The sequence below is a fragment of the Pseudomonas sp. SIMBA_041 genome (assembly GCF_046535095.1).
In the GTDB taxonomy this organism is placed as follows: Bacteria; Pseudomonadota; Gammaproteobacteria; order Pseudomonadales; family Pseudomonadaceae; genus Aquipseudomonas; species Aquipseudomonas mucoides.
In genome coordinates this window covers 1-280 of sequence record NZ_JAWRXJ010000199.1, presented here as the reverse complement: position 1 = coordinate 280, position 280 = coordinate 1, and the positions used below count along the sequence as shown (strand labels likewise).

1 protein-coding gene is annotated in these 280 nt (G+C 60.0%); it reads right to left on the bottom strand.

Translation table 11 applies throughout. The features are described from left to right. Window positions 1–280 (bottom strand): immunoglobulin-like domain-containing protein (locus SB725_RS30835; protein ID WP_410923168.1); only part of this gene is annotated, 280 nt, incomplete at both ends.

Below are 280 nucleotides of genomic sequence, written 5' to 3'. Positions count from 1 at the left end.
TGAAGGTCAGCGCCGAATGTTTATCGATCGGCAGACCATCTTTGTTGGTCAGGGTGATGGTGTAAGTGATTGCACCACCTTCGGTGACCGAAGGTGTGGCGGTCAGCTTGGCAACCACGTCGTCGGTGGTGTCGGTGACTTTGACCGACGCCGCGTCGCCCAGCTGCAGGTTCTCGAAGGCGCGACCGTCTACATCGACGGCGGACTTGATGCCCAGGCTGATTTCACCGGCGTCCTTATAGACGTCGTCGCCTTGCGCAGCATGGCTGTACGGCGCGCT